Origin of the sequence: Piscinibacter defluvii (assembly GCF_004011805.1) — a bacterium.
GTDB classification, from domain to species: Bacteria; Pseudomonadota; Gammaproteobacteria; order Burkholderiales; family Burkholderiaceae_C; genus Piscinibacter; species Piscinibacter defluvii.
Genome location: NZ_RCHJ01000033.1, coordinates 26,301 through 43,752, shown reverse-complemented (window position 1 = coordinate 43,752; position 17,452 = coordinate 26,301). Strand labels below are relative to the sequence as shown.

Annotated in this window: 17 protein-coding genes, 1 pseudogene and 1 riboswitch; of the genes and pseudogenes, 12 read left to right on the top strand and 6 right to left on the bottom strand. The window is 68.5% G+C overall.

Features of this window, described 5'->3' with window-relative positions; translation table 11 throughout:
* From D9C15_RS30875 to D9C15_RS30850, 6 genes are all read right to left on the bottom strand, one after another.
* Positions 1-1,260: malate dehydrogenase (locus D9C15_RS30875; protein WP_128003335.1), on the bottom strand; the 1,260-nt coding region annotated here is incomplete at its 3' end.
* Positions 1,260-1,877, bottom strand: a complete 618-nt coding sequence (locus D9C15_RS30870) for a BMC domain-containing protein (RefSeq protein ID WP_128003334.1) — start codon at positions 1,875-1,877, stop codon at positions 1,260-1,262. The genes D9C15_RS30870 and D9C15_RS30875, both read right to left, overlap by 1 nt.
* Before the next feature lie 3 nt (positions 1,878-1,880).
* On the bottom strand, positions 1,881-2,705 hold the full coding sequence (eutJ, locus tag D9C15_RS30865; RefSeq protein ID WP_128003333.1) for an ethanolamine utilization protein EutJ: 825 nt from the start codon (positions 2,703-2,705) through the stop codon (positions 1,881-1,883).
* The gene (locus D9C15_RS30860) at positions 2,706-4,103 is read right to left on the bottom strand and encodes an aldehyde dehydrogenase family protein (RefSeq protein ID WP_128003332.1); all 1,398 of its coding nucleotides are present in this window, start codon (positions 4,101-4,103) and stop codon (positions 2,706-2,708) included. It abuts the gene before it with no gap.
* Between the two features lie 175 nt (positions 4,104-4,278).
* The gene (gene eutM / locus D9C15_RS30855; RefSeq protein ID WP_128003331.1) at positions 4,279-4,596 is read right to left on the bottom strand and encodes an ethanolamine utilization microcompartment protein EutM; all 318 of its coding nucleotides are present in this window, start codon (positions 4,594-4,596) and stop codon (positions 4,279-4,281) included.
* 39 nt (positions 4,597-4,635) lie between these two features.
* Positions 4,636-4,947, bottom strand: coding sequence for a EutN/CcmL family microcompartment protein (locus D9C15_RS30850; RefSeq protein WP_128003330.1), 312 nt, complete (start codon positions 4,945-4,947; stop codon positions 4,636-4,638).
* 200 nt (positions 4,948-5,147) lie between these two features.
* Here D9C15_RS30850 and D9C15_RS33785 point away from each other — a divergent pair, with 200 nt between their 5' ends.
* The 12 genes and pseudogenes from D9C15_RS33785 to D9C15_RS30795 all read left to right on the top strand — a co-directional run bounded on the left by D9C15_RS33785 (position 5,148) and on the right by D9C15_RS30795 (position 17,438).
* On the top strand, positions 5,148-5,456 hold the full coding sequence (locus D9C15_RS33785; RefSeq protein ID WP_205854957.1) for a hypothetical protein: 309 nt from the start codon (positions 5,148-5,150) through the stop codon (positions 5,454-5,456).
* Positions 5,453-6,427 (top strand): HAD family hydrolase, encoded by a 975-nt coding sequence (locus D9C15_RS30840; RefSeq protein ID WP_128003329.1) that lies wholly within the window; start codon positions 5,453-5,455, stop codon positions 6,425-6,427. Before D9C15_RS33785 ends, D9C15_RS30840 begins: the two co-directional genes overlap by 4 nt.
* Before the next feature lie 390 nt (positions 6,428-6,817).
* Complete coding sequence (locus D9C15_RS30835; protein WP_128003328.1) at positions 6,818-7,138, top strand: hypothetical protein; 321 nt, start codon at positions 6,818-6,820, stop codon at positions 7,136-7,138.
* On the top strand, positions 7,135-9,663 hold the full coding sequence (locus tag D9C15_RS30830; RefSeq protein WP_128003327.1) for a pyruvate, phosphate dikinase: 2,529 nt from the start codon (positions 7,135-7,137) through the stop codon (positions 9,661-9,663). Before D9C15_RS30835 ends, D9C15_RS30830 begins: the two co-directional genes overlap by 4 nt.
* On the top strand, positions 9,660-9,968 hold the full coding sequence (locus D9C15_RS30825; protein ID WP_310734537.1) for a BMC domain-containing protein: 309 nt from the start codon (positions 9,660-9,662) through the stop codon (positions 9,966-9,968). The genes D9C15_RS30830 and D9C15_RS30825 overlap by 4 nt, the downstream gene beginning before the upstream one ends.
* A 513-nt stretch (positions 9,969-10,481) precedes the next feature.
* Positions 10,482-10,747: riboswitch (cobalamin riboswitch) on the top strand.
* Between the two features lie 70 nt (positions 10,748-10,817).
* Positions 10,818-11,222 (top strand): annotated as a pseudogene (locus tag D9C15_RS34630) (TonB-dependent receptor); the annotation flags it as partial.
* 48 nt (positions 11,223-11,270) lie between these two features.
* Positions 11,271-12,662 carry a TonB-dependent receptor domain-containing protein gene (locus D9C15_RS30820; RefSeq protein ID WP_375138832.1) on the top strand — a complete coding sequence of 464 codons (1,392 nt, stop codon included), beginning with the start codon at positions 11,271-11,273 and terminating at the stop codon, positions 12,660-12,662.
* Between the two features lie 46 nt (positions 12,663-12,708).
* Complete coding sequence (locus D9C15_RS30815) at positions 12,709-14,049, top strand: cobyrinic acid a,c-diamide synthase CobB (RefSeq protein ID WP_128003325.1); 1,341 nt, start codon at positions 12,709-12,711, stop codon at positions 14,047-14,049.
* Complete coding sequence (locus D9C15_RS30810; RefSeq protein ID WP_128003324.1) at positions 14,046-14,627, top strand: bifunctional adenosylcobinamide kinase/adenosylcobinamide-phosphate guanylyltransferase; 582 nt, start codon at positions 14,046-14,048, stop codon at positions 14,625-14,627. Before D9C15_RS30815 ends, D9C15_RS30810 begins: the two co-directional genes overlap by 4 nt.
* A 92-nt stretch (positions 14,628-14,719) precedes the next feature.
* Positions 14,720-15,580 carry an ABC transporter substrate-binding protein gene (locus D9C15_RS30805; RefSeq protein ID WP_240668663.1) on the top strand — a complete coding sequence of 287 codons (861 nt, stop codon included), beginning with the start codon at positions 14,720-14,722 and terminating at the stop codon, positions 15,578-15,580.
* The gene (locus D9C15_RS30800) at positions 15,577-16,638 is read left to right on the top strand and encodes a FecCD family ABC transporter permease (RefSeq protein ID WP_128003322.1); all 1,062 of its coding nucleotides are present in this window, start codon (positions 15,577-15,579) and stop codon (positions 16,636-16,638) included. The genes D9C15_RS30805 and D9C15_RS30800 overlap by 4 nt, the downstream gene beginning before the upstream one ends.
* On the top strand, positions 16,635-17,438 hold the full coding sequence (locus D9C15_RS30795) for an ABC transporter ATP-binding protein (protein WP_128003321.1): 804 nt from the start codon (positions 16,635-16,637) through the stop codon (positions 17,436-17,438). The genes D9C15_RS30800 and D9C15_RS30795 overlap by 4 nt, the downstream gene beginning before the upstream one ends.
* Positions 17,439-17,452 lie beyond the last annotated feature (14 nt).

Below are 17,452 nucleotides of genomic sequence, written 5' to 3'. Positions count from 1 at the left end.
GCGCTCGGCAGCCTCCTGCAGCGCCTGCTGTTCTGCCGGCCGCAGCGTCAGCGGAACGATCTCCTTGAGGCCGCGACGGTGCAGCCGCACCGGCAGCCCGACACGCGTGTCCACCGCCCCATAGGCGCCGCGCGAGCGCACGCACGCGGCGATGACCTCGCCGCTGTCGCGCACCATCGCGCGCACCATCGTCACGGCCGATTCGGCGGGCGAGAAGTACGCACTGCCTTTTTGCAGCAACTTGACTACCTCGCCACCCGACTCCCGTGCCCGCTCGACCAGGGCCTTGAGCGTCTCGGTGTCGAACATCGACTCGATCGGTCGGTCGCCGACGAAGGCCTGGCTGAGCGGGATCACCATCTCGGGACCGTGACTGCCCAGCGCGACTGCACGGACCTCCTGCGGTCGCGCCTTGCCGGTCAAGCCCACGAGCGCACAGAATCTAGCCGAGTCCAGCACACCCGCCATGCCGAGCACGCGCTCATCCGGGAAGCCGGTCTGCTGCGCGGCCAGGTGCGTCATCTCCTCGAGAGGGTTGCTGACGATTACGAGCGTCGCGTTCGGCGCGTGCGTGCGGATGCCGCGGCACACTGACCTCATGATTTCGGCGTTGACTGCGGTCAGGTCGGTCCGGCTCATGCCCGGCTGGCGGGGCTTGCCGGCGGTGATAACGATGTACTCGGCCCCCGCCAGTGCCACGAGGTCATCGCTGCCCGACAGCAGCGTGGAGAAGCCGTACAGGCCGGCGCCATGCCACATGTCCAGCGCAAGCCCGGCCGCCAGCCCCGGCACCACGTCGACAAGCGCCACCTCCGAGAAAAGATCACTTTCGGCCAGCCGCAGGGCCGTCATGGCACCTACGTGGCCGGCGCCGACCACGCCCGCCTTAGGCCGTTGATCGGCCGCTCCGGAAGATTGCGCGCTCGGTCTCAACGCGTTGCGGCGATACAGGGCACCCGACGGCGGCAGCACCAGCGGCCGAGAACCCGTGGCGATGGCCGTCGGAGCCGGAGTCGCGGGGCGTGCGGCGGACACGGGTGCAGGGGCTGGCGAGGCAGCGGGGGACTTCACGACTGGAGCCGAAGTCGACGTCGGCGCAGCAGACGGCGCCGCTGCACCAGATGACGAACCTGCGGCCTCGATGACGACGCCGAGTTCCCGGGCCCGATCGCGGGCCAGCGGCGTTAGGCGATCGCCTGCGGCGAGGATCAGCTTGCCACCTGCGGCTTCGATGTCGGCGGCAGTCAGCATGCGGGCCATCACTTACCCTCCAGTTGCTCGATGCACGAGATGGCCGCGGCAGCGGCTGCCTGCACGTCGCTTTCGGTGCCGGAAATGAACAATCGCCCGAACCGGCCGAGCGCACGCACTTCGACAATCGTGATGTCGGCCGCCTTTTCGGCTTCGTTGGCAGCCAACGAGACATAGGCGGCCGGCGACACCTCGAGCACGTACAGGCTTTGTCCGGGAATGAGCAGGTTGCCCTTTCGCCACTTGTTGATGAGTTGCGCCTGATACGGATTGACGTTCGTCACGAACATCGACGACGCGACCTTCGGTTTGACTCGGTCCGCCTCGGTGAGCTTCAGGTGCTCAAGCACCGCTTGACCGGCGGCCAGCACTTCGGCCTGCGTTCGAGAGTGGATCTCCAGCAGACCGAATTCCCGCTCGACGACCTGCAGCGCCGGCCTTACGTCAGCCGCCTTCAGAGCAATGTCGGCACACCGGAATATCTCGTTCCCAGGCGCCACCTCGATGTAGAGCTCGGACATGCCGGCCACGGGGACGTCGCCCTGACAGGTGGCGGCGACATGCGCCGCCGCCTGCGGCTGCATGCGGTCGACGAAGGCGTAGGTGCGCAGTTGAAAGTTGTCCATGGCTCAGCTCAGTGCAATTCCAAAGGGAGTGATCAGCTCGGCGTGTTCATAGCCCTGGACCTTCCAGCCTAGATATCGCGCGATAACGGCATCGGCGCCGGGGATCTGCAGGGCGCCGCCTGCCAGGTAGACGGTACCGGGGTCCTGTCCGGCGCATTGGCGCCGGACGGACTCGGCGACGCGCTCGATGCCCGGACGCAGCAGTTGCATGACTTCTGCACCGTGCTCGCGCTTGTGCACCTCGGCGACCTCGACAGGAAGCTTCAGTGCGCCGGCGAGGATCAGATCGAGGTGATGGCCACCACCGGCGAAGTCGCTCAGGGTGGCGAGTTCGCCGCCACGGAAGACGCCGACACCGGTCGAGCCGCCACCGACGTCCACCACCGCACCGTCTTTGACTTGCAGAATGGCGTTCGCCGCAGTGACTTCGTCGACGAGGATGCGGCAATCGATCCCCGCCTGCTGAAGCACGAAGGCACAGGCACGGCAGTCGCTCACCGGCACCGTCGGCGGATGCGCGGTCGCCGCTGCTTCGATCTGCGTGCCGAGTGCCGATTCACTGCTGGCCTTCAACTGCCGTACCGCCTGTACTGCGCCATGAAAGTCGACCACGACTCCGTCGCGGACGACCTGGGCGCGGACGAAATCCCAGTAGACGGGCTCGCCCTGCGCGTCCACGGCAGCGATCACGATAGTCGCCGTGCCGAGGTCGACCCCAAAACGCAGCGGCCCCTTCGGCTTCGATGGCTCGCGCAGCCGCACGGCAGCGCTGTCCAGGAAGCGCTGCGCATGCGCCAATCCAGTGTCGGCCCGGGTTCGACTGAGCATCTACAGCCCCATCGTCGGCAAGTAGATGTCGCGCCAGGGGCGGTTCTGGTGGGCGACGCGCTTGATGTTGATGAGGTGCATCGGTGTCACGTTGTCCGACACGATCGAGCCGCTCCAGGTGCCCGTGCCCAGCATGAACGACGGGTCGGTCCCGGCGCTGAACCCCATTCCGCCGAGCAGGCTCGGCGTGTTGACGACGACGCGCGAGGCCGGCAGTTCCGACATGCGTGCGACCATCTCGGCGTCCTGGCCGTGCAGACCGAGCGTGTGACCCTCGCCGCCAAAGGCCAACACCTCGCGGCAGCGCTGATGCGCTGCGCCAAGATCGCGTGTCCGATAGAACGACAGCACGGGTCCGAGGATCTCGGCCGACAGCGGTGTCTGGGGGCCCACGTCGTCCAGCGCGGCGCCGAGCACCTTCGTCCCGGGTGGCACGTTCATGCCGATGCGCCGGGCAAGCGTGATCGCGGTCTGACCGACGGCCTCCGGATTGAGCGCCCCGCGTCCAATAAACAACAACTCGGTAAGCCGGCGCTGCTGCTCGGCGTCGAGGAACACGGTGCCGTGCTGCTCGAAGGCCTGGATGGCGGCGTCGGCGATCGGCTCATCGAGCACCACCGACTGCTCCGCAACGCAGGCGGTGCCGTTGTCGAACGACTTCGACGTGATGACCATCAGCGCCGCTTCCGACACGTCCGCCACCGAACGATGGATGTAGACCGGGACGTTGCCGGCGCCGACGGCCAGCGTCGGCTTGCCCGAGGAGTAGGCGGCCCGGACCATCGCAGCCCCGCCGGTCGCCATAACGAGCGCGGTGTCGCGGTGCGCCATTAACTCGCGCGTGGCGGGCAGCTGGCCGCCCGACAGGCACTGCAGCAGGCCGATCGGCGCGCCGGCGCGCTCGGCCGCCTCGGCCATGATCTCCACGGTCCGCACGCAGCACTTCGCCGCCCGCGGATGCGGCGCGCAGACGATCGCGTTGCCCGCCTTGACCGCCGCCAGGCACTTGAAGATCGTCGTCGAGGTGGGATTGGTCACCGGGATGATCGCGGCGATCACGCCCATCGGCGCGCCGATCGCCGTCACGCGTGCCACCTCGTCGGTCCACAGCACGCCCAAAGTGCGCATTTTCTTCATCGCATGCGCGCAGAACTTGGCGTTAAAGAGGTTCTTGAGGATCTTGTGCTCGTACACCCCGTAGCCGGTCTCATCGACCGCCAGGCGCGCCAGTTCCGCCGCGGCCACCTCGGCAGCATGGCCCATGGCATCGACGATTCGGTCGGCCTGCTCCTGGGTGACACCCTGGAAGGCCTCGAAGGCTTGGCGGGCGAGCTGCGCCTTGGTGCGCGCCTCGCCGATCGCCACGAGTTCTGGATCTAGGAAGTTGAAGTCGGTCACATCGTCACCTGCTGCTCGTCGGCTGCTGCAACCCGCGAAGCCGGGCGACGTCTTCGCGGATCAGGCCGCGGACGATCGCCTTGAACTTGTGGTCGTGGCAGTGCCGTATCGCCCACAGGGTGCGCAGGCAGTCGCGCGCCCTTTCGCGAACGCTTGTCGCCATTGCGCAAGCGCATCAGCGCGGCTTGGGCAGGATGCCTTCAACGTCTTCGTGCGGGCGCGGGATCACGTGCACCGAGACGATCTCGCCAATCTTCCCGGCAGCGGCCGCGCCGGCATCGGTCGCGGCCTTCACCGCGCCGACGTCGCCGCGCACCATCACGGTGACAAGGCCGCCACCGATCTGCTCGCGCCCGACCAGCCGCACGTTGGCCGCCTTGACCATCGCGTCGGCGGCCTCGATCGCGCCGACCAGGCCCTTGGTCTCGATCAGCCCGAGCGCGCCGCGCGGGCCCTCGTTGACCACGCCGGTCGTGGTGGGGTTCGTTGCCATTTCAGCATCTCCTTCAGGGGTTGAAAATGCGCCAGCGGCCTAGCGCTTCTGGAAAGTGGTTTCGCCGTCGAACTGAACTGAGTCGACAATCGCGATGACGGCGGCGTCGGTGGGAGCGTTGTGCCCGTCCGAATCGACGCGCGCGGCGCTGCCCAGCGTCACGAGCACGATCTCTCCAACGCCGGCGCCGGCCAGGTCAATCGCGACGTAGGTGGAAGACGTTTCGACGCCATCGGCGGCGCCCTGCGGTGCCGAGGCCCGCACGGGCTCGAGCAAGAGAAGCTTGTGCGATGCCAGACCGGCGGCCTTGATCGATGCGACAACGTTGCCGCGCACGCGAGCCAGCTGCATCGTACCTGTCTCCGTATCTGTTCTAGGAATGGACTGAACGGTAGCTGTCGCGCAGTGCGGCGTCATTAGCCACCGTGGAAAATCAAAGGCGGAATCCGTTATCCATGCCGGCCATGGTGGCCGCCGTTCGCCGCCCCTAGAGTTGCCACAGAGTTCGCAAGCACGAGCCCGCGTGCGCAGGGACCAAACGGAGACAAGACGTGATCAAGGATCAGGACGCGGAATTCCACGTCACCGACTCGGACCCGACTTCGGCTGAGACGAACTCATTCGGCTTCGTCAGCGCCGAGCAGAAGCTGAACGTGGGCGTGTATGCGCTCTTCCGGCCGAACCCCGGCGTCGTCAGCTCCACGATCTGCATGAATTCGGGCCGCGCCGTCGCGCCCTGGGAAGCGGACTGTCCAGCAGCGAGCGCGGCGTCGGGACCGGCATCGCGGAGCGCGGATCACAGAAGCGTGGCGATTCGCGGGCGCGTCCCACGAACCGAAAGGAGCCGAGGTACGCCGTGACCCGCGCGATCCTGTTCGACCTCGATGGCACGCTCGTCGACACGCGAGCCGCGTCATGGCAGTTGTTCTCTGAGACGAATCTCGCGTTCGCACTCGGGATCGACTCGCGCGAGGCCTTCTTCCGGGCCTTCGAAGGCAACTTCTTCGAGTCCCTGGCCAAGCTCTGCCCCGATCCGCAGCGCGCCGCGGCTGTCAAGGCACACTTCATGGAACTGCTGCGCACGCGCTACCACCCGGCACTGATCCCGGGCATGGTCGACGTGGTGCGCGCGCTGGCGCCTCACAGCACGCTGGCCGTCATCTCGACGAACGGCATCGAGGCGATCCGTCGCATTCTGGTCGGTGCCGATCTGGCCAACTGCTTCTCGCACGTCTTCTCAGGTGACGTGGAGCCGCGCAAGTCGGTTTCGATCCGCCGTTTCCTCGGCGACCATCGCTACGCGGTGCAACGCACCTGCTCGCCAGCCTATAACGATGGCGAAGGCAGCCAGGCGTCGCTGCAGGCGCAGGATGTCGTGTTGGTCACCGACACCGTCGGAGACGTCCGGGAGGCCCGCGAAGCCGGCATCCGCGCGATCGGCGTAACCTGGGGCATGCACAGCGAACGCCAGTTGCTCGATGCAGGCGCCGAGCGGGTGGCGCTGTGGCCGCAGGAACTGGTCGCCTGGCTGCGCGACGCCGATGCGCCTGCGGCGAGTTGCGGCTGCTCGAGCGGGTCGGCCGACAGCTGCGGATTGCCTCCAGCACCGGCGCCGGCCATCCGCGCTGCGGCCACGCCAATCACGGGCGACCCTTTGGGAGAGGTGGCGCGCCGTCGCCGCGAACGCCAGCTTCACACCCGCGTGCAGATCGCCGCCGCGACGGCCCCTGCGGCATACGGCGCCGGCACGGCATCGGCCGTGTCCGGCTCGGCCACACCCACCGAGCTGATGTCTTCGCTGCGACGAATCCTAAAGGAAGGAGACCACTGAGCGGCACACAACAGATCGCCTAGATGTCGAGGGCTCCTCGAGCGAACACCCTCCCTGCCCCAAGACCAGGGAGATACCGTGAAGTCATTTCGGAAGGCTTCAACAGCTTCGAGATCTCGAAGAATCCGGACGATCTTCTTCGCTCCGGCGCTGAGGATGGGTGTAGGGGTGCAATCACGTTGTCGGGCGCCCCAGAGTCGCACCTCGGCATCCGCTCGCGCGAGTTCTAGATCTCCTGCGCGATTATGGCGTACCTGAAGGACAGCGATTCGCGCTTCGAATGATGAGAAAGACGGCGCTGACGACAAGCGCGGGCAGTTCAGCTGGCGAGGGCAGCCGAGCTGGGGCAGGTGGTGCTGGTGGACTAACAACAACGATCGGAGACAACACATGGACTATCAGAAACAGAAACACAACCGCAACCAGCCCGCCGACGACGGGCTTCGCTTGCAGGACCAGACCTACATCGGCATCTTCGGGGACGTGCCGCACGTCCGGGATGGAGTCCTCGGCCACCGCATGATGAAGGCGCGCACGCAGGGCGAGACCCTCATGAAGGTCAGCAGGGCGAATGTGCTGTGCGACCCGTTCACGATCCCCGAGCCGAACGACCTCCAATGCCACCTTGCCTGGGACATCTACGACGTGGCCGTGATGCGTGCCACCGAGAGTGGCTCTGGAATGTGCCCGCGCCAGGAGAGCACAATATGAAAGCGCAGTGCTCCGCCACGTCGGCCCCAGCCGTCGACGTTCCCAGCCTTGTCCACCTGATCCAGGAGATCGACGGCATGGACACGGCGAAGTTCGGTGGCAAGGCCGCGGGACTGGCACGCATGGCCGCCGCTGGTATTCCCGTTCCGCCGGCTTTCGTCATCGGCACGGACGCCTACCGCGCCTTCCGCGATTCCGGCGATCTGCCAGAGAACCTGATGCCCCAGGTCGATCGTGCGATGCGCGTGCTCGAGGGTCACACCAGCCGCTCGTTCGGCGGTCTGAGCGCGTTGCCGCTGCTCGTATCCGTGCGGTCGGGGTCGCAGGTCAGCATGCCTGGCATGATGGACACGGTACTGAACCTGGGCATCACCTGTCGTGGCGCGCAGCGCCTGGCGCAGGAGACCGGCAACGCCGACTTTGCCGTCGACACCTGGGTGCGCTTCTGGCGCATGTTCGCCGAGATCGTGCTGGACCTGGAGGCCGAGGTGATCGAGCACGCGGTTGTATCGCTGTTGGACCAGACGCGCCGTGAGCCCTCCGAGGAGAACTTCCTCCGGCTGGAGACCGCCGTTCTCGGCGCGATCGTTGCGCAAGGCGTCAACGAGGTCAGCGCCGATCCGGCCTGGCAACTGCGTCGGGCAATCGCCGCCGTGTTCGAGTCCTGGGACAGCCGGCGCGCGCGCGCCTATCGCGCGCACCACAAGATCTCCGACGAACTGGGGACCGCAGTAACCGTGCAAGCGATGGTCTTCGGCAACCTGGACAGCCGCTCGGGCTCCGGAGTCGCCTTCACCCGCAACCCGAACACCGGTGCGCGCGAGTTGTACGGCGAGTTTCTCGCCGGCCGCCAGGGCGAGGACCTGGTGTCCGGCTCTGCCACGCCGTCGCCGCTCGGGGCACCCGGCGGGCTGTCCGAGGCCCATCACCGCGAATTGGCCGACCACGGGCATCGCCTCGAGGAGATGTACGGCGACGCGGTGGACATCGAGTTCACCGTCGAAGGCGACCGCCTCTATTTCCTGCAGGTCCGCCCTGCCAAGCGGACAGCGGCAGCGGCCGTCCGGATTGCCACCGAGCTGGTCGACGAAGGCATGCTGGGCCGTGCCGCGGCGTTGAAGCGGGTCAGCGTCGAGCAGCTCAAGAAGCTGCTGCGACCCGCTTTCGAACCCGATGTGCTGGTACGAACCCGTCCGCTGCTTGAAGGGATCGGGGCCAGTCCCGGACACGCCTACGGCATTGCCGTGCTGGATGCGGACCGTGCGGCAACAGTGGCGGCCTCGGGCGAGCGAGTAATCCTGGTGCGCCCCACAACCAGTCCGCAAGACATCCGCGGGATGTTGGCCTCGCGGGCCATCGTCACGGCCAAGGGCGGCGCGCTCAGTCACGCCGCGGTGGTTTCCCGTGCGCTCGACGTTCCGTGTGTGGTCGGCTGTGATGCCATGGAGGTCGACCTCGCGGCGCGCAGCTTCACCGTCGGCGATGAGCGCCTGGAGGAAGGTGCTCCGCTTTCCGTTGACGGCGCCACGGGCAAGGTGTACAGCGGCCTGCTTCCACTGGAGCCGGCTTCGCAGGCGGCCGAACAGATAGACCGCTTGCTCGTCTGGGCAGACGATCGCACCCAAGCGTCGTTCTGGGCAGGCAGTGTCGGCGCCGCGGATGCGCAGACCGCACTGCGACAGTCGCCTCGCGGCTTCGGCGTCGTGGCGCTGACGGAGCTGATGATCAGCGACGAGACGCTGGGCGACTTTATCGATGCGATCAACGACCTCGGGCAGCAACCCGACCGGAAGTCGACGCAGGATCGGCTCGCCTGTCTTGCCTACCAAGCTTGCCAGCGGCTGATGCTCGAGTCGGCCGGCACGCCGATCGACCTGCGGCTGCCCAACCTGGGTTCGCCTCGCGCGCAGCGCATGATCGGCAGTTGGGCATCGCTTGCGCCGCGGCTGTTTCTGCCGCTGGGTCTCAAGGGCCTGTACGTGGCGCTGCTTCGCGGCATTGCGGATGCGGCGCGCGAGACCGGTCATGCGCAGACCACGCCGCTGGTGCCCGGCATCACGGCCACCTCCGAACTGCAGGCCTTCCGGCGCGCCGCAGCGGGCCTCGGACTGAATCAGGTCGGCGTGGTGCTGCAGAGCCCCGCCGGCATTGCGGAGGCGGGCGGCATCGCCGAAGGCGCCAGCGCAGTCTGGGTCGACCTGCGCGAGATCATCAGGACGTACTACGGCTATCCGAGCGCGCTGTCCTTCGCCGACGACGTCTTCGAAACCTATGTCGCCGACGGGTACTTGACGCACAACCCGCGGACGACCCTGGGCAGCAAGCTCGCCGAGTTGTTCGCGGGAGTCGCGGCGGCGGCAGCGCGCCGGCCGGAGGTGCGCATCGGCGTTGAATGCGGTGACGGCGCGGCGCTCGGCTTGATCGAAGATCTGTACCGCAGCGGTATTCGCTTGTTTTCGCTGCCCACCGCGGCGCTGCCCTCGGCACGCCTGGCGCTCGGGCAACTGGCGGTCGAGGAGTCATGAACATGAGTGAACTTAGTCAACTGAGAGGTAGCGCCCTCGGCTTTGTCGAGACGCAGGGGAAGACGGCGGCGACGCTGGCCGCCGACGCGATGGTCAAGTCAGCGAACGTGCGGCTGCTGACGATGCAACAACCCGGAGGCGGCATCATCACGGTCATCGTGCGCGGGGAGGTCGGTGCCGTCAAGGCCGCTGTCGATGCGGGCGAAGCGGCGGCCAAGGGGGTCGGCAAGGTGCGCTCAGCGCACGTCATTCCACGGCCGCACGACGACGTGGAAGACATCCTCGAGCGTCCGCCCGTTCGCTGACGCAGGCATGCGCAGTGCGTCGGACTCGCCGCGCAAAGGGCGTTTCGACTTCCGCGACCTCGGCGTGCAGCCCACAGCCGACAGCCGACGCGTGCGCGAAGGAGTGATTCCTGGAGCGACGCACCGCACGCGCTGACGCCCTGTGCGTCGCGGTCCTGCGGGATCGCATGGGACTGCATGGCGTGATTCGAACTGGCCCTCGCCGACAAGGTCGCCGAGGAAGGACGTTACTTGCAGGGCGAGCATGTCATCCCGTTCGTGAGCAGCTCGCCGGAAATTGCATCCGTCGACAGGCCGGCGCCCGATCAGCTGATGGACCATCTCCATGCACGCTGATTGGCGGCGGACTCGCTGCCGAAGGCCGTCGAATGGAACGCCGAGCGCACCCTGTTGAACGCCGCCATACCCGACTCCGTCGACGCGCTCCACACTCGCTCTGCTGCCCGCCGAACGGACAAGCCGGCACTCATTGTCGATGAGCATCGGTGTGGCTTTGCAGAGTTGAGGCTGCGCTGTATCATCCCAGCGGTTGGTGCTCGTCGAGGCGCTCTGCTAAGACAGTTCAACGGGAATCAGGGAGGTCGAGGTCGAACAGACCGACACCTAACCTGAGCTGCCCCCGCAACGGTAAGCGGACGGCAAGGCCAGCTTGGCTTGCCGGCTCGTGACAACAGGCCACTGGGATGCGTCGCCGGTCAAAGAATCAGGCGATGACGACTGGGAAGGCGTCACGGGTAGTCTCCGCCAGCCCGGATACCGGCCAACGAGGTGGCGAACGGCTCAGGCGGTTCGCTGTAAGGCGCATGGCTGCGGGGAAGCGGCCGAGCGCGATTGGTCCGTGTCTCCGTCATGACTTCCTCGCCCTTCGGCTGCGCGCAGCGTGTCGCTGCCGCTCTTGTTCCCTTTGCCCTTTCCCCCGTTGCCATGGCTCAGTCGGCACCGCCGACCGCGCTAGAACGGGTGGTCATCACCGCCAACCGAACGCCGCAGCCGCTGCCCACGGTGCTGGCTGACCTCACCGTCATCGACCGCGACGAGATCGAGCGCGCAGGCGTTACCGGATTGGCTGATCTGCTGGCGCGGCAGCCCGGCATCGAGATCACGCGCAACGGCGGCCCCGGCACCTCGACGAGCGTGTTCATCCGCGGCAGCGAAACGCGCCACACGGCCGTCTACATCGACGGCGTCCGCGTGGACTCGCAATCCACCGGCGGCGCCGTGTGGGAGCAGATCCCGCTGGACCAGATCGAACGCATCGAGATCCTGCGCGGACCGGCCGCGGCCATCTATGGCTCGGACGCTGTGGCGGGCGTGGTCCAGCTCTTCACCAAGCGCGGCCAGGGGCCGGCCCGCCCGACGGCCTCGCTGACCGTCGGCTCGTACAACACGGTGCAAGGCCAGGCCGGCATCAGCGGCTCGGCCGATGCACTGAACTACTCGCTGTCGACGGCCCGCGGCCGCAGCGACGGCTTCGACGCGACGAAGACCGGCGCCATCGGGCACAACCCTGACAAGGACGGCTGGGAGCGAAGTTCGGTACAGGGGCGCGTCGGCTATCAGATCAACAACGAACACCGTGTCGATGCCTCGTTGCTGGCCAGTAACCTGGAGTCGGGTTACGACGGCTCGGCCACCACCGACGACCACAATCACCACACGCTGCGCACAGGCAATGCCGCCTGGCAAGGCCGCTGGAACGCTGATGCGACGACCCGCCTGCAAGTCGGTCAGACCCGCAGCACCTACGAGACCAAGCCGAGTTTCTATCGCACCGAGACCACGCTGAACGACTACACCTTGCTGCACGAGCAGAAGGTCGGCGGCAACGTATTCACCGGCACGCTGGAGCGTCGTGAGGACAAGCTCTTCAACCCGGCCACCGCCTTCGGTGCGGCCTTCGGTGGCAAGCGCCACCAGGACGCCATCGGACTGGGCTGGCGTAGCGACTTCGGCGACCACGGCCTGCAGGCCCATGTGCGCCGCGACGACGACAGCGAGTTCGGCGGCAAGAGCACCGGCAGCCTCGCCTGGGGCTGGAAGTTCCTGCCCGACTGGCGCGTGACGGCCGCGGCCGCCACCTCCTTCCGCGCGCCGACCCTGTACCAGCGCTTCAGCGAGTACGGCGTGGCCAGCCTCGTGCCCGAGTCCGGTCGCAATGTCGAACTGGGCTTGCGTTGGGCTGCCGCGGGCAGCGAAGCGAGCCTGACGGCGTGGCGCAACAAGGTCACCAACCTGATTGCCTTCGGGTCGCCGGGCGCTTGCGTGAGCACCTTCGGCTGCTACGAAAACGTCGGGCGCGCACAGTTGGAAGGCGTGACGCTCGCCGGGCGCACCGCACTGGGTGGCGTCGTGTTGCGCGGTTCGCTGGACTGGCATGACCCGCGCGACCTCGACACCGACAAGGTGCTGAGGCGCCGCGCCAATCGGCTGGCGAGCTTCGGCGCAGAAACGGTGCTGGCAGGCTGGACGGTGGGCGCGGAAGTGCAGGCTGCGGGGCTGCGCTACGAAAACACCGCCAACACTCAAGTGCTCGGCGGCTACGGCCTCTTGAACTTCTACGTCAGCAAGCAGCTGATGAAGGGGCTGTCGCTGGACGGGCGCATCGACAACCTCGGCGACAAGTCCTACGAACTGGCGCGCAACTACGCGACCGCCGGCCGCAACGGCCAGGTCTCGCTGCGTTGGTCGCTCTGATCCGTCGCGCCCGCCCCCCCGCCTGACCACCTTGTGAGCTGTTGCCATGGTCGCCGCCCTGCTGATCGCCGCCCCAGCCTCCGGCCAGGGCAAGACCACGGTGGCGGCGGCAATGGCGCGACTGCACGCGCGGCGGGGCCGGCGCGTGCGCTGCTTTAAGTGCGGTCCCGACTTCCTCGATCCGATGTGGTTGGAAGCGGCAAGCGGCAGCCCGGTCGACGCCCTGGACCTGTGGATCAACGGCGCCGACGACTGCGCGCAGCGCTTGGCCGCTGCCGCCAGCGAGGCCGACCTCATCATCGTCGAAGGCGTCATGGGCCTCTTCGATGGCGAGCCCAGCGCCGCGGACCTGGCGCAGCGCTTCGGCATCCCGGTGGCGGCGGTGATCGACGCCGGTGCGATGGCCGGTACCTTCGCCGCCGTGGCGCATGGTCTGCGCCACTGGCAGCCTGCCCTGCCGTGGGCGGGGGTCTTCGCCAACCGGGTTGGCAGCCCCCGGCACGCCGACATGTTGCGCGAAGCGCTGGACCCTTCGCGGCCCGATGACGGCGGCCCGTGGCTGGGCCACCTGGCGCGCAGTGACACCATCGCCCTGCCCGAGCGCCACCTGGGTCTGACGATGCCCGCCGAAGCAGCGGACACGCTGGCCAGGCTCGATGCCGCCGCGAATGCCGTTGCGGGCCAGCCCCTGGGGCGCGACCTCGCCGCATGGCCTCGGTGGCAACCACCGCGGGCCCCGCGACCGGCGCCTCGCCCGCGGCCCCTGGCCGGGCGGCGCATCGCCGTGGCGCGCGACGCAGCCTTCGCATTCATCTACGCGGCCAACCTCGAGGTCCTGCGCGCACTCGGTGCGCGGCCTGTGTTCTTCTCCCCGCTGGCCGGCGACCCCTTGCCGCCCTGCGACGCGCTGTGGCTGCCCGGCGGCTATCCCGAGTTGCACGCGGCGCGGCTGGCCGAACTCTCCGGGTTGCGCGCGCAGATTGCGGCGCATGTGCAGTCGGGCAAGCCGCTGTGGGCCGAGTGCGGTGGCCTGATGGTACTGGCCGAGCGCCTGGTCGACTCCGCGGGCCGACCACATGCCCTCTGGGGCTTGCTGCCGGGCACCGCCGTGCTGGGGCGGCGCCTCGCGGCCTTGGGTCCGCATGAGATGCCGCTCGCGGGAGAGGCAATGCCACTGCGCGGGCACAGCTTCCACTGGTCCCGCTTCGAGACGAAGCTCGAGCCTGCCTCTTTCACCACGCCGCAGCGCCGGTCCGCAGCCGCCGGCGACGGCGAGGCGGTCTACGAGCTTGGCAGCCTGCGCGCGAGCTGGTTCCACCCGTGGTTCGCCTCGTCACCTGCCGCGGCCGCCCGTCTGTTCGACACGCCCTCGCCGTTCCGGCCATGACGCAGGCACGACACGAACTGATCCTGGGCGGCGCCAAGAGCGGCAAGTCGCGCACCGCGGAAAGCCGTGCCGCCAGATGGCTGGGCGAAGGCGGCAACCGGCGCGCGGCGCTGGTGGCCACGGCGCTGCCCGGCAAAGTCACCGGCGATGCGGAGATGGACCGGCGCATCGCGCGGCATCGCGCGGACCGTGCGGCCCGCGTCCCGCAACTGCAGACCGTCGAAGCGGCGGATGCCCTCGGCGGCACCCTGCAGGGTCTGTCGGACCCGCAACTCCTCATCGTGGTCGACTGCTTGACGCTTTGGCTGACCCAGATCCTGATGCCGCCGCCCGGACGGGTCGCATCAGCCGCGCTCTGGCACCAGGAGCGGGCGGCCTTGCTGTCGGCCCTGCGCGAGAGCGCCTCGCCCATCGTGCTGGTGTCCAACGAGATCGGCCTGGGGGTGCTGCCGACGTCGCGCGAGGCGCGCGAATTCATCGACACGCTGGGTCTGCTTCACCAGGCCGTGGCCGGGCTCTGCGGCCGCGTGACCTTGATGGTGGCCGGCTGTGAACTGAGCGTGAAGGACGAACCTTGATCCGCACTGAACCGCCCATTCGGTCCTCCACACGGTCCATCGGGAAGAGGCCGCAGCCACGCGCGGCGTCGCGCCTGCTGCGATGGCTGCTGGTGTGGCTCTACCTGACGCTGGCTCCGTCATGGGTAGCGGCGCAGCCGATCCAGATTCGAGACGACCGCGGCACCGAGCACCGCCTGAGCGCGCCGCCGCAGCGCATCGTGACCATGCTGCCGTCGCTCACCGAGACCGCCTGGGTGCTCGGCGCCGGGTCGCGACTGGTGGGCGTGGACCGGTACTCGAACTGGCCGGCCGAGGTCGCGAAGCTGCCGCACCTGGGCGGGTTGGACGATGCGCACATCGAGGCCATCGCGGCGCTCAAGCCCGATCTCATCCTGGCCTCCGCCTCGTCGCGCGCAATGGAGCGGCTCGAAGCGCTCGGCTTCTCCGTCGTGCGCCTGAAGTCGGAAAGCCATGCCGACGTGCACCGCACGCTCGACCTGATTGCGCGCCTGCTGGGCAACCCCGACGAAGGTTCCCGGGTGTGGGCACGCCTGGCCCGCGAGATCGATGCCGAAGCGAGCCGTGTGCCGGCCTCGCTGCGCGGGCAGCGCGTCTACTTCGAGATCGGCGGCGGCCCCTATGCCGCCGGCACTACCTCGTTCATCGGCGAGACCCTGGCGCGGTTGGGGCTGGCGAACATCGCGCCGCCGGACCTCGGTCCCTTCCCGAAGCTGAACCCCGAGTACGTTGTGCGCGCCAAGCCCGACCTCATCATGGGCGTGCAACGCGAGCAGTCGGCCTTGATGGCGCGCCCCGGCTGGAATGCCCTGGCTGCCGTGCGTGAGCGGCGCTTGTGCGGCTTCGAGACGCCTCAGTACGAGATGCTGATTCGGCCCGGACCGCGGATGGGTGAAGCCGCCGGTCTGCTGGCGGACTGCCTGGCGCGGCTCGGGACGACGGCGACCCGATGAGCATGTCCTTTGTCTCAACGAACCGGCCGGCGTTCGACGCAGCGATGGGCGACGCAGAGGCACGCCGCCGGCTCGCGGCCGGGATCGCACTGGCCATCGTCGTGGGCCTCGCCTGCGGCCTGGCCACCGGCTCGACGGGCTTCGCGCCCAGGGACTTCTGGGCGGACCTCAACGGCAACGACGCCGCGCTCCTGCTCGGACAGATCCGCGCACCCCGGACGCTGGGTGCCGCGCTGGTGGGTGCGCTGCTGGGCCTGTCCGGCGCGATCGCGCAAGGCGTCTTCCGCAACCCGCTGGCCGACCCCTACCTTCTCGGCAGCGCGGCGGGCGCGGGGCTGGGGGTGGTGCTGGTGCTGGCGGCTGCCGCACTTGGCGGCGCCACCATCAGCCTAGCCACCGTGGCCTGGATCGAGCGCGTAGGGATTGTCACCGCCGCGTTCGTCGGCGCGCTGGCGGGGGTGTCGCTCACGTTGACGCTGGCAAGCGGCGCCGTCCACACCCTGCGGCTGCTGCTGGCCGGCGTGGTGATCGGCGTGCTGCTGGGAGCCGTCAGCGACCTCATCACGGTCGTCTCGCCGGACGCGCTGCGCGGCAAGCAGGCCTTCATGCTCGGCAGCACCGGCTTTCTCGGCTGGGACGCGCTGGCGCTGATGCTCGCCGGCCTGACGCTGCTGGTGGTGCTGGCACAGCGGCATGCCCGCGCGTTGGATGCGCTGACGCTCGGCGAGGACAGCGCCACCAGTCTCGGCCTGAACCTCGGGAAAGTGCGGCTGGCCCTGGTGCTGACGCTCAGCCTCGGCACGGCGCTGGCTGTCTCGCAGGCCGGGCTGGTCGCCTTCGTCGGGCTGGTCGCCCCACATCTCGTGCGGCGCCGCGCACCGGGCACGCACGCCTGGCTGCTGGTGGCCAGCGCCGGCATGGGCGCCGCAATCCTGCTGTGGGCCGACGTCATTTCGCGCGCTCTGATCGCCCCGGAAGAACTGCCCGTCGGGGTGGTTACCGCCGTGCTGGGCGGCAGTTACCTTGTCTGGCTGCTCAAACAAAGGACGAGCGCATGAATCCGACCCTGCTGGCGCTGGGTGTGAACGTCCGACTGGGCCGCCGCGACGTGCTGCATGCCGTGAGTCTTGGGATCGGTGCCGGCTGGACCGCACTCGTCGGCCCGAACGGTGCCGGCAAGTCGACGCTGTTGCGGGCCCTCGCAGGACTACAGCCCTTGGCGGCGGGGCAGGTCTTCCTGAACCCGGGCGCGGCGGCCCCGCCGCTCGACATGCACCGGACCGCGCCCGCCGAGCGCGCCCGCGTGCTGGCCTGGCTCGCGCAGCAGGGCGAGGTCACCGGCGAGCTGACTGTGCGCGAGACCATCGAGCTCGGCCGCATCGCCCGTCTCGGTCTGCTGGGCACGCCGGTCGCGGCCGACCGCAAGGCTGTCGACCGCGCGATGACCTTGACCGAGAGCTTGCCGTGGCAGCACCGGCGGCTGCACGAACTCTCCGGCGGAGAACGCCAGCGTGTGCTGCTGGCGAGGGTACTGGCCACCGAGGCGCCGATGCTGCTGCTCGACGAGCCGACCACCCACCTCGATGCGCCACACCAGTTGGCTCTGGCCCGCCTGTTCAGGCGTCTGACACACGACCGCTCGGCGCCGCGCGCGGTACTGAGCGTGCTGCACGACCTGCCCATCGCACTGCAGGCCGATCGCCTGCTGGTGCTGGATGCGGGCACGCTGCAGGCCGACGGCCCGCCCACTGATCCGGCCGTGCAGGCCGCGCTGGTGCGCGTCTTCGGCGGCGCCATCCGCATCGAGTCCGACGCCCAGGGCCGCCCGCGTGTCGCTCTGGCCTTGGACGCCACCTGAGTCGCCCGGATCAC